The following is a 10,464-nucleotide window of genomic DNA, read 5'->3' on the forward strand; positions in this document are numbered from 1 at the left end:
TTTTTACTCCTTCAATGCTTTAGCAGGTTCACTTTTTAACACATAGACGAATGGTATTAAAGAGGTAATGAAAGATATTAAAAGAGAGACAAATACACTCATTACAATATGAAAAATACCTAAACTAATATTATAACTTGTATATTCTATAATACTTTTACTCAAAGTGCTTAAAATCCATTGTATACCTATTGCACAAGCCGCTGCTGTGATTGCACATATGAATAGTTGACTAAATATAAATACAAAAAGATTCGAGCTACTTGCTCCTAAAGCTTTCCTTAGAGATAGACTCTTTCTCTTCGTATAAATCCAAAAATAACTTACAATTATGCAATTAATTAAAGCTATGATGAGAAGTCTATATGGGAAATTTAGTAATTCTTCCACTGCTTGACTTGAGTTTTTTTCTTTCTCATAATTCTCTTTTTCATTTATCACTTTAGCATATGTATCTGTTCTATTCTGCTTAACATGCTGAATGAATGTGTCTATCTCTCTTTTAGGATCTTTGTTAGACCTAACTATCATTTGAAATGTGTTTTCATTTTGTATACTTTGTTTCACCTCATCTGGCATATCATTTAGAGAGACGTAAATTTTATAATTATATTCATATCCAGTATTTGCTCCACTCACACCTTTAACTGTATATTCCTTATTAAATAATTTTATTGTTGCAGAATCTTTATAAATTTTCTTTCCTACAATTACATTATTCTTTTCACCTTGTTTCATGTGAGAACCTTTGAGCAAAGGCGGGGACCAGTTCATATTAATAAGGCCAACGATAGTCACTTGACCGATATCTGGAATAGTAGTACGAATATCATTTGTAATAACGCTAGAGTTTATAAAATCAGATTCTGCTAACTCTTGAAATTTTTTTAAATTTATTTCTCCCATACCAGTTAGCTCAATGGAGTAGTAATAATTAAAATAACCATTTTTACTATCATAAAATTTCTCATCATAATACTCTCGAGTTGATATAGCTATAAGTATCGGCAATATCGTTAATACAAATCCAATAAATAACATACTGAATATTTTTTTGTTCACCGCTATTTCTTTTAATACTAAATTCATATATCCTCCGGATTTTAAAAACCGTGAAAGAGGTATAAATCCTTTTTTCACGGTTTTTATTATTATTTGTATAGTTCTTACTTAATTGTCATGACCTTTGATGTATACGCACTATCGCCAACCATTACCCATTCATGGGATGAGTTACCACTGCTTACTGGTCCGTTTGATGTAAAATTGACACTTACACGATCAGAACTTGAAGCATTAGGCAATTGCCTAAAACCTGAGGATCCATCATTAAAACGAGCACTTACAGTCATCTTGTAATAATGAGGTTCATTTGTTTTCGCCGTATAAGCAGATGCAGAAGCTTTAGCTCCGGAACCCACCCATGCTGCACTTGAATCCCAGCTAATTGAGGCAAATGAAACTGAAGAAACCGTACCTACTGCACAAGCTGTAATACCTAGAGTAGCTAATGTCTTTTTAATTAGGCTTTTCATATATCCCTAATCCCCCTTGTTTAAAATATTCACTTAAATATTTAAGTATTCTTAGGCCGTGACCTCACTATATCAAAAAAAAACAACAGTGCAGTGAGAACATTCTTTAATTTTACATTTTTTACACAATATTTACATTTTTTATAATAAAATGACATAAAATCTAAGTTACGCTATTTTTAAAATTGACTGTTGATTTTCATACACTAAGATTTTTCCTAATCCTGCTTTATTTCTCTCTGTACATTCAGATGAGCAACTTGCTGATCATTAATATCCCAATAATATACCCTGTTTTAAACAAGCCTTCTGTAGTTATACAGAATGTTTACTTTTCAACATTTTCATAGATTTAGACCTGATTAATATTAAATCTTAGTTGCTCATGTCCACTCATTAATCTATAAATCTAAATCATTCATATTCATACAAACAATGCTCCTATCAAATTGACAGGAGCATTTCTTTTTTAACCTCTATTTACTTTTATATACTTGAATTGAAATCACCAAAATTAAACTGAGCACTCCCATAAATAAACAAATCGCACCTAGAATGGTATAAGAATTTCCATACCCCTGTAATATAGCTAAATATGTACTTGTATCCATATGACCGCCCTGCTCTGTAACAGATCTACTAGCTGCCTTACTCCCCATTTCTGGTGCATTTATAAGAATATACACACCGAAAATAGATACTAAAGCTGAAATAATTTCTACAATATTAGATTTGGTCACCATACCCTCACCTTTCACACAACATCTTTAATCCATCTAGAAAAATCTCTTTCTATCTCTTACTTATACATAATAGCAAAAAAGACGGTATGAAATTCCAATTCATACCATCTTTTTTGCTAAATTCAATTATTTAGCTGTATACAATAAAGAATAAATTAGCTCCCATCTATCCTTGACTTCCGGTACAATTTCAGATGCAATCACCACCACCAGTTCCTTCTCCGGTACACAACAAATCACATTTCCACCATCGCCCATTGCACAGTATGAATAGACACCATCTTCTTCTCGTAACCACCATAAGTAACCATATTGATTTAAATTCATCGCTGTTGATTCTTGTACCCACGATTTTGAAAGAATTTGTTTTCCATCATACGTACCTTCATTCAAATACAATTGTCCAAACTTAGTCATATCTCTAGCTGTTAACGTAAGTCCCCATCCACCTGTCGAAATACCATTTGGATCGTGCACCCATCCTTTTACATCTTTTCCGAATAAGTCATCGAATCCAAATGCTTTCATATTGTAGTTTGGAATTTCTCTCATACCAATAAGCTGAAATAAGTGTTCGTTCGCAAATTCACGGGCACTTTTCCCTGTTACACTCGTAATAATTGCTGATAATAAATGAGCCCCTGCAGATGAATATTTAAAAGATCCGATTTCTCCGCCTTGTCCGATTCTATTTAGCGTATACTGCACCCAATCCTCTTGTGTACATAGTTCTTCTAACGATTCCTGCCAGTCCACATAAGGATATGGCGCTGTCATTGTAAGAAGGTGTCGTACTGTTATTTCAGATGTTTTAATATTATATTCAGGAAAGAAGTCCATTACTTTTTGATCAACGTTTTTTATATACCCTTTATCTACACATATCCCAACTAACGCAGAGATTATCGTTTTTGTGACTGACGCTACATGAAACGCATTATCTGGACTGTAACCATTATAATAATTTTCAAAAACAACATTACCTCTCTGCACTACTAACATACCATTAATATTTTTGTATTCTTCTTTTATAATCAGATCTAACTTTTCAGCAGTTTTCATTATTCATTCCCCTTTAACCCATGATTAAAAAGGTTCGATAGGTACATATATATCGACTATATGTTTATTTTCTGGGTGCTGCTTTGGGTCATTTTTATACATTTCAAAAGGATACGAATCTCTCGGTTTATATCCGCTATTTGGAAGCCACTCACCGTATAAGAAATCCCATGCTCCTTTATATTCATCTTGGAATATTTCAAAATGACCTACCGCATACTTGCCTGAAGGTATTACCATTATTCCAATGTCGCTCGTTTCTACTGCGGACTCATCTGGAATTGTTACACATAGACTTGTTCTTAAATGATAGTCTTCTGTAAACTCATGATGATCGTGGTAAATTGTTAATACCTTCGTATCCTCGAATACATGATATTTCTGCTTCGATGCGTAATGAAATAGTTTTTCTATCATTTCTGGAAAATCTATAGCTAAATCTTTATATGTACCTACATGTCTTATGTATGCGACGTTTACGTTGTCCGCTGTTACAATTTCGACCTCTCCTCGAACCTTCTTACACTCATTGTATTGAGAATCTTCGCTAACGTCTTTGCAATTCTTGCTATTGTGATTTCTATAGTGAGACGGACTTACTCCGTAATAACTTTTAAATGTCCGGGAGAAAACTGCTGAATCTGTGAACCCGAAGTAATACGCAATGTCTGTAATCGTCATATCTGTACGATAAGTAAGAAGGTGTGTTGCCCTCTCTAATTTCAAACGATTCACATACCGAGATAACGGCTCATCCATCATCCCTTTAAAAATTCTATGAAAATGAAATTTTGAAAAGCCTGCCACATTAGCTAAATCTTCAATTGAAAGTGAATCATTTATATGTGATTCTATATAGTCTTGCACTTTATAAACACGTCGTAAATACTCGTTTCTACTTTGAGAACTCTCCATATTTATCCCTCCTCACAACAAAAAGGCTAACTTTACGTCAGCCTACTTTACACATTTTTTAAAAATAAAACTCTACTCCCGCCGTTCCCATCATAATTTGTATGTACGGATACACCTTCTATTTCATCATCCCCAGCTTCAATTTGAAATCCGATTTCTTGATGAAATTCAATTGACTTTTTATTAACTGGTGACGTTATCGCTTTTACAACTTTACGGTTATTTGCACGAGCGCTATCGAAGAAATAAGAATATAACGTCGATGCGATTCCTTTTCGTCTAAACTTCGGATTTACACCGATAAAATGAACGTACGCTTCATCTTTATGCGTTTGTGAAAAAAATCCACATAAGAAACCTAACGTTTCTCCATCTTCTTCAATGATAAAACTCGTTTCTTGAAAATGGACGAAAAACAACTTCGGCAACATACTAGCCATATCTCTTCCGTCCCACCAATCATTTAATACAGAATGAATATTTACATAATCTTCCCCTTGAATATTTCTTACTCGCATGTATTTCTCCCTCTCACTCACTTCATTTTTTCATATATTTTAATAACCGTTTCGACTAACAGAATGAATACCCAAATACCTGAAAATACAAGAACAGACTGGAATATCGATCCAATTATCATAACACCAACTGCACCTGTTATTGAAAATGATATTCCACCAAGCCCTGGATCCTGTATAAGTGCTCCAGCAGAAAAAGCAGTTATAATAGATACTATTAAATAAATAACACTCATTATTTTTAATATTTTTATAGAAAGATACGAAGTTTGTTCTTCTTCCACTTGTGATAATTCGATTTCCCCGCTCGCAATTCCTTTTTGTAGACAATCTTCACACAAAAATTCTTCATTTATTTTTTTACCACCATGTATTGTACCTGTTATTTCTTTACACCTTGAACATTTTCGATTTATCATGTTGTTATCACTCCACTCCTATAAGATTATACTTATATAATTCTATATTTGTCTTAATATTCCTTTTATGTATTTTATAGAGAAAGGTCGTGTTTTATGATTTCAAAACTTACATTTGGTTATAAAGAACCTACTGTTCAGTATGTATTACGGCCAAGTTGCTATGCGGTTATTTTTAATAATGCTTGCTCAAAAATAGCTATCATCGAAAAAGGAGAACATTACTTTTTACCTGGTGGCGGTATGGAAGGTACGGAAACGAAAGAAGCATGTTTACAGCGAGAATTACTAGAGGAATTAGGTTGGGCGATTGAAATTGATCGTTATATCGGTAATGCAGCACGATATTTTTATGCCGAAAAAGAGGATACATATTATTTAAACGACGGGTTCTTTTACATCGCACAAAAGATACATGAAGTTGAAGTTCATGAAGAAGACCATATTTTACAATGGCTGTCTCCATCACTTGCTATAGAACATTTACTTCACGATCATCAAAAATGGGCTGTTAAACAAGCGCTTTTATTACGAAATAAAAAATGATCTCCTTCTATATGAAAGAGATCATTTTTACTACTAACTTACTTTTTTCAAATTGAGAGCTGGCTTTTTGATTCCGCCTTTTTTTACAACATATAAGCCGATGAAGATTATAAGACCGCCAACGAGTTGCATCATATTGATTTGCTCTCCAATTGTTACAGCTGCAAAGATAACTGCGAACAATGGTACGAGATACATATAAACCATTACTTTCGTTGAACCGATTTTACTAATACCGACATACCACATTGCAAGTCCGAAGATTGTCGCAAAGACGATTGAATATGCTAGTGATCCCCAGCTTGGCATATCTACTGGCCACGTTAATGTATTTACGTTGAATAAACAGTATATAACGAGAGGTACAATTCCAATTAAAGTAGACCATGATGTGACTCTCATTGCGGAGTATTTTGTGATAAGTGGTTGCGCTAAAATGGGATACCATCCCCACGCAATTGCTGCGACTAATCCAATTATATTGCCGAGCCATGCATACTCGTATGTAGCTCCTCCTGTATGTCCTGTTAATAAAACGAATGCTGCACCAATAAATGCTACTATTGAACCCATTTGTACTTTCATAGAAAAACGTTCTTGTTTGTGCAATACTGCTAATATTCCTGTAAAAATAGGTGACATCGCAATTAATAATGAGGCGTTCGTTGCTGAAGTATATTTCACAGATAGCATAAACATCGTTTGATACATTGTCGTTCCAACGATACCGACTGCTACTAATCGTAACCAATCTTTTCTTTCAATGCGAAGTGATCGTTCCATTAAAAATGTAATAAGTAATAATACCGGTGATGCTACTAAAAATCGTAAACTATTAAATTGAATGGATGACATATATGCCACGCCATACTTTCCAATTGTATAATTTGCTCCCCATACTAATGCTACTGATACTAGGAGCCATTCCATTTGCCATCGTTTCATCCGAATCTCCCCTTCCCTATTTAGCATAGTAAAATTGGCTGGATATAACACCGTCCAATTGGCTGTTTTTTTACCCAGCCAATTTGTTATACTTAATGTATATAAGATTTGCGGAGGCGTTTGTATGGAATGGAAGCTAGATAACGACAGTAAAATCCCAATTTATCAGCAAGTAGTTGACTTTATTGAGAAACGTATTACATACGGAGAACTTCCTCCAGGAAGCTTCCTCCCTTCCGAACGGAAATTAGCTACGCAGTTAAATGTAAACCGAAGTACAGTAACGACTGCTTATAATGAACTACGTGCTATGGGAATTGTAGAAAGTACGACCGGTAAAGGTACACGTGTAAGTACACATATGTGGGGTGTTTCTCCAACTTTAACGCCGAACTGGAGAAATTTCGTAGAAGGTGGCACGTTTTTACCAAACTTACCGTTACTTCGCCATATTCGGGCGGAAGTACAACAAAATGACAACATTATAGATTTTGCAAACGGGGAGCTCGGTTGTAACCTCTATCCTCACGATCAACTACAAACGATTTTGCGAGAACAACCGTTAACGCAGTCATTAAGTTACGATCATCCCCAGGGGTATCTCCCGCTAAGACAAGCGGTAGTGAAATATATGAAGGAATATTTAAAAGTTGAAGCGACTGAACAATCCATTATGATTACATCTGGTGCACAGCAAGCACTTCACCTTATCGTACAATGTTTATTAAATCCAGGTGACGCAGTCGCTTTCGAAAGCCCTTCTCACTGCTACTCATTACCATTATTCCAATCGGCAGGTATTCGTATTTTCCCATTACCTGTCGATGAACACGGTATTAATCCAGACGATGTGCAGGAATTGTATAGAAAACATCGTATTAAAATGATTTTTTTAAATCCAAATTTCCAAAATCCTACGGGAACGATGCTGCATCCAAACCGTAGAAAAAAATTGTTATCACTTTGCGCAGACTTACGAATTGCGATCGTTGAAGATGATCCGTCTAGTTTACTTACGTTAGAAAAGAAACAACCTTGTCCTACTTTAAAATCGATTGATGAAAATGGAACTGTCATTTATGTACATTCCTTATCTAAAATGATTGCGCCAGGGTTACGAGTTGGCTGGCTTGTCGCTCCGCAGTCTGTCGTAGAGCGATTATCAGATGCGCGTCACCAAATGGAATTAGGAATGAGTATATTCCCGCAGTGGCTTATACAACAATTTTTCGAAACAGTTCCATTTCAGTCGCATATAGTTCCTTTACGAAAGCAACTAGCAGAAAAAAGAGACATTATCGTCCGTGCTTTAAATGAACAGCTTCACGATAAAATCTCTTTTTCAAACCCAACTGGCGGTATATACATATGGGGAAAATTAAACGAACCGATAAACGAAAAACAGCTTATTATGCAAAGCTTAAAACAAGAAATCGCCTTTATGCCGGGCAGTATTTTCGGCGCGAAAGATGGTTATATTCGTTTATCTTATGGAAAAGTGAATATTGATCAAATTGAAGAAGGCATTTCTCGTTTGCGTGAGGCTATTTTGGTTTGTGGGAAATAACATTATGTAAAGAAGTCTCGTTTGACAAAACCTAAATCTACCATTATTATCAACACGAACCTATTTATCCCGCATTAACGGGCAGTAAAACTCCCACCTCAAAATTCAGCTGGAACAAAGAAGTTAGGTGGGAGATCAACTGCCCGTAAACGCCCGATTGGTTCAACTAATAATCAGTGAGGGATGAACAAAACCCCCACTGATTAAAGTTTCACTTTATAGGAGTGATAAAATGAAGATTTACGTTGATGCAGATGCTTGTCCTGTAAAAGATGTGATTATTTATGAAGCTACGAATGCCGAAATTCCTGTTACCCTCGTTACTAGCTTCTCTCATTATTCTAATGCTAAGCAGCCAACAGGTGTGGAAACAATTTATGTTGATTCCGGAGCAGATGCTGCGGATTACCGAATAATGCAGTTAGCCAAAAAAGAAGATTTAATCGTAACACAAGATTATGGTCTTGCTTCACTAGCTTTAGCAAAAGGCTGTATCGTTCTACACCATAAAGGCTATAAGTATACGAATGAAAACATTGAACAACTATTACAAACACGGTATTTAAGTGCAATGGTTCGAAAAAGCGGTAAGCGTACAAAGGGACCAAAACCATTTACAGCTGAAGATAAAGAGAAGTTTAGAGCACTCTTTAAAAGTATGATTGCACTTTAGAAATGAACCTTCTATTTGTAGGGAAAGCTTTATAAAAAAGAAGAGAATATCCAAATGAACATTCTCTTCTTGAGGTTTACCCGTTTAAAATGAAGGTAAATTATCTAAGTTATTTTCCTTTATACCATCCGGTTCACTACGTATAATATCCCTACCATACTTATGAAATACGTCCACATGAGCTAACTTCCCTGATTTCGCTTCATCAAGAGCAGTAATATAATCTAACTCTCTTCCACTACATGTTTTAAAAGCAATTAAATCCCCATCATCATTTTTACGAACGGCAACAATTTGTTCTGCTCCTGAATTGACTTCATTGTCTACTTCAAATTGAGCTTGCTCTTCTCCTTGATGTAAGTAATCATTATAAACTTTTTGAAAGTCTTTTTTGTCCATAAATTTCACCTCCAACACATTTTATTAGTATGTTTGGAAGGTATTAGTTTTATGTACTTTTCTCTTAACAAAATGTATTTTTATTTATTATAAGTTTTGAATCATATATTCTAATTCAAATGCTTTTTTAATACCTACGCAAATCCTTCAAAGTCTCCAATATATCATCTGTAAAGGCTGTACTACCCTCTGTCTCTAAAACTCTAAAATAAAAACTTCTTAAGAAAGTTCTAATATTTTGTACTAAAATAGCTTGCTGAGGATGTCGGATGTCTTCAACAGTTGCTATACTATGTAGCCAGTTGCTCCACTCTTCTTCAGTTAAAAGATTTTGATTACGTAACGACATAATTGGCGTTACTAATCTCTCATCCTCAAAGTGTATGTATACGTAGTCACTCATACGAACTTTTTGACGAACAGCAGCAAGGATTGCATATGAAAACTCACGATTTTGTATTGTACGTGCTAAAGCATCTAGTGCATCTGCCGCATGTGCAGTAGAATGTGCCCAGCCTTTTCCTTCTACGTAACCCCTTACATCTTCTTCTAAATATACATATTCCAGAACTTGTTCTGCTACACTATACAGTTGTTCTTCAGATAACAGTGGTTCTCTTTCATGAACAGATAAAATAAGCGGCGGAATTAATACGGAGAACGCACGTTTAAATACAGAGTCTGTGCCCTTTTCACCAATTTTATAAAATAAATAATCAGGACTAATCGCTTGTAACATTAATCCTCGTAATTCTTTTTGTCTAAATACATCATTTGTAATCCATTTGTGAAGCGTACTATAAATCAAATCATCACGTAATTCAGCATCAGGTGATCCGATATAATCTAGCATCCACTGTGCGTATGGATATGCGTCTACGTCTTCTGGCACAGCATAATTATTATTTTGAATTTGTTGTAATTCTTCTTTTAGTTCTAGTACTTCTGTCATTATATTCCCTGTCCCGATACGATAAACTTAACTAAATCTATACAATTCAATCAAATTTACACAAGTTAGTGCTTCATCGTGTTCTCGCAGCCCCAAAGGGACGAGGGGTATAACACTCCACACGAGGCAGTATCGTTACCTCCTATTATCAAGCATTTATTTTACCCATCTTGATAAATTTATCGACGCA

The 10,464-nt window shown here is 35.0% G+C and carries 13 protein-coding genes; 3 read left to right on the forward strand and 10 right to left on the reverse strand.

Features of this window, described 5'->3' with window-relative positions:
• Positions 1-3 precede the first annotated feature (3 nt).
• The 7 genes from DET63_RS19830 to DET63_RS19860 all read right to left on the reverse strand — a co-directional run bounded on the left by DET63_RS19830 (position 4) and on the right by DET63_RS19860 (position 5,192).
• The gene (locus DET63_RS19830) at positions 4-1,089 is read right to left on the reverse strand and encodes an FtsX-like permease family protein (RefSeq protein WP_113937611.1); all 1,086 of its coding nucleotides are present in this window, start codon (positions 1,087-1,089) and stop codon (positions 4-6) included.
• Between the two features lie 77 nt (positions 1,090-1,166).
• On the reverse strand, positions 1,167-1,535 hold the full coding sequence (locus DET63_RS19835; RefSeq protein WP_113937612.1) for a hypothetical protein: 369 nt from the start codon (positions 1,533-1,535) through the stop codon (positions 1,167-1,169).
• A 476-nt stretch (positions 1,536-2,011) separates the two neighbouring features.
• Entirely contained in the window at positions 2,012-2,278 is a 267-nt protein-coding gene (locus DET63_RS19840; protein ID WP_113937613.1) for a hypothetical protein, read from the reverse strand.
• 126 nt (positions 2,279-2,404) lie between these two features.
• On the reverse strand, positions 2,405-3,340 hold the full coding sequence (locus DET63_RS19845; protein WP_113937614.1) for a serine hydrolase domain-containing protein: 936 nt from the start codon (positions 3,338-3,340) through the stop codon (positions 2,405-2,407).
• A gap of 24 nt (positions 3,341-3,364) precedes the next feature.
• Positions 3,365-4,255, reverse strand: coding sequence for an AraC family transcriptional regulator (locus DET63_RS19850; RefSeq protein WP_113937615.1), 891 nt, complete (start codon positions 4,253-4,255; stop codon positions 3,365-3,367).
• Between the two features lie 47 nt (positions 4,256-4,302).
• Positions 4,303-4,773, reverse strand: coding sequence for a GNAT family N-acetyltransferase (locus DET63_RS19855; protein ID WP_113937616.1), 471 nt, complete (start codon positions 4,771-4,773; stop codon positions 4,303-4,305).
• Positions 4,774-4,790: 17 nt separating this feature from the next.
• A complete protein-coding gene (locus tag DET63_RS19860) occupies positions 4,791-5,192 on the reverse strand; it encodes a DUF3980 domain-containing protein (protein WP_085311783.1) in 402 nt (133 codons plus the stop codon).
• Between the two features lie 96 nt (positions 5,193-5,288).
• Here DET63_RS19860 and DET63_RS19865 point away from each other — a divergent pair, with 96 nt between their 5' ends.
• Positions 5,289-5,738 carry an NUDIX hydrolase gene (locus DET63_RS19865; protein WP_113937617.1) on the forward strand — a complete coding sequence of 150 codons (450 nt, stop codon included), beginning with the start codon at positions 5,289-5,291 and terminating at the stop codon, positions 5,736-5,738.
• Between the two features lie 33 nt (positions 5,739-5,771).
• On the opposite strand, the gene DET63_RS19870 is transcribed toward DET63_RS19865, so the two are convergent.
• Positions 5,772-6,683 carry a DMT family transporter gene (locus tag DET63_RS19870; RefSeq protein WP_113937618.1) on the reverse strand — a complete coding sequence of 304 codons (912 nt, stop codon included), beginning with the start codon at positions 6,681-6,683 and terminating at the stop codon, positions 5,772-5,774.
• A gap of 124 nt (positions 6,684-6,807) precedes the next feature.
• Here DET63_RS19870 and pdxR point away from each other — a divergent pair, with 124 nt between their 5' ends.
• A complete protein-coding gene (gene pdxR, locus DET63_RS19875; RefSeq protein WP_113937619.1) occupies positions 6,808-8,250 on the forward strand; it encodes a MocR-like pyridoxine biosynthesis transcription factor PdxR in 1,443 nt (480 codons plus the stop codon).
• Between the two features lie 232 nt (positions 8,251-8,482).
• Complete coding sequence (locus tag DET63_RS19880; protein WP_113937620.1) at positions 8,483-8,923, forward strand: YaiI/YqxD family protein; 441 nt, start codon at positions 8,483-8,485, stop codon at positions 8,921-8,923.
• Between the two features lie 84 nt (positions 8,924-9,007).
• Here the strand turns inward: DET63_RS19880 and DET63_RS19885 are convergent, their stop codons facing one another.
• Both DET63_RS19885 and DET63_RS19890 read right to left on the reverse strand, forming a co-directional pair.
• Positions 9,008-9,322 carry a DUF3892 domain-containing protein gene (locus tag DET63_RS19885; RefSeq protein WP_113937621.1) on the reverse strand — a complete coding sequence of 105 codons (315 nt, stop codon included), beginning with the start codon at positions 9,320-9,322 and terminating at the stop codon, positions 9,008-9,010.
• Positions 9,323-9,449: 127 nt separating this feature from the next.
• Positions 9,450-10,274: a DUF2785 domain-containing protein gene (locus DET63_RS19890; RefSeq protein ID WP_113937622.1), complete on the reverse strand. Its 825-nt coding sequence runs from the start codon at positions 10,272-10,274 to the stop codon at positions 9,450-9,452.
• Positions 10,275-10,464: the final 190 nt, after the last annotated feature.

This window comes from Bacillus sp. DB-2 (assembly GCF_003315125.1).
In the GTDB taxonomy this organism is placed as follows: Bacteria; Bacillota; Bacilli; order Bacillales; family Bacillaceae_G; genus Bacillus_A; species Bacillus_A mycoides.

Bases quoted from the DNA above. Each gene is read 5' to 3' on its own strand.
- DET63_RS19830 (WP_113937611.1), bottom strand. From the start codon at position 1,089: ATGAATTTAGTATTAAAAGAAATAGCGGTGAACAAAAAAATATTCAGT.
- DET63_RS19835 (WP_113937612.1), bottom strand. From the start codon at position 1,535: ATGAAAAGCCTAATTAAAAAGACATTAGCTACTCTAGGTATTACAGCT.
- DET63_RS19840 (WP_113937613.1), bottom strand. From the start codon at position 2,278: ATGGTGACCAAATCTAATATTGTAGAAATTATTTCAGCTTTAGTATCT.
- DET63_RS19845 (WP_113937614.1), bottom strand. From the start codon at position 3,340: ATGAAAACTGCTGAAAAGTTAGATCTGATTATAAAAGAAGAATACAAA.
- DET63_RS19850 (WP_113937615.1), bottom strand. From the start codon at position 4,255: ATGGAGAGTTCTCAAAGTAGAAACGAGTATTTACGACGTGTTTATAAA.
- DET63_RS19855 (WP_113937616.1), bottom strand. From the start codon at position 4,773: ATGCGAGTAAGAAATATTCAAGGGGAAGATTATGTAAATATTCATTCT.
- DET63_RS19860 (WP_085311783.1), bottom strand. From the start codon at position 5,192: ATGATAAATCGAAAATGTTCAAGGTGTAAAGAAATAACAGGTACAATA.
- DET63_RS19865 (WP_113937617.1), top strand. From the start codon at position 5,289: ATGATTTCAAAACTTACATTTGGTTATAAAGAACCTACTGTTCAGTAT.
- DET63_RS19870 (WP_113937618.1), bottom strand. From the start codon at position 6,683: ATGAAACGATGGCAAATGGAATGGCTCCTAGTATCAGTAGCATTAGTA.
- pdxR (WP_113937619.1), top strand. From the start codon at position 6,808: ATGGAATGGAAGCTAGATAACGACAGTAAAATCCCAATTTATCAGCAA.
- DET63_RS19880 (WP_113937620.1), top strand. From the start codon at position 8,483: ATGAAGATTTACGTTGATGCAGATGCTTGTCCTGTAAAAGATGTGATT.
- DET63_RS19885 (WP_113937621.1), bottom strand. From the start codon at position 9,322: ATGGACAAAAAAGACTTTCAAAAAGTTTATAATGATTACTTACATCAA.
- DET63_RS19890 (WP_113937622.1), bottom strand. From the start codon at position 10,274: ATGACAGAAGTACTAGAACTAAAAGAAGAATTACAACAAATTCAAAAT.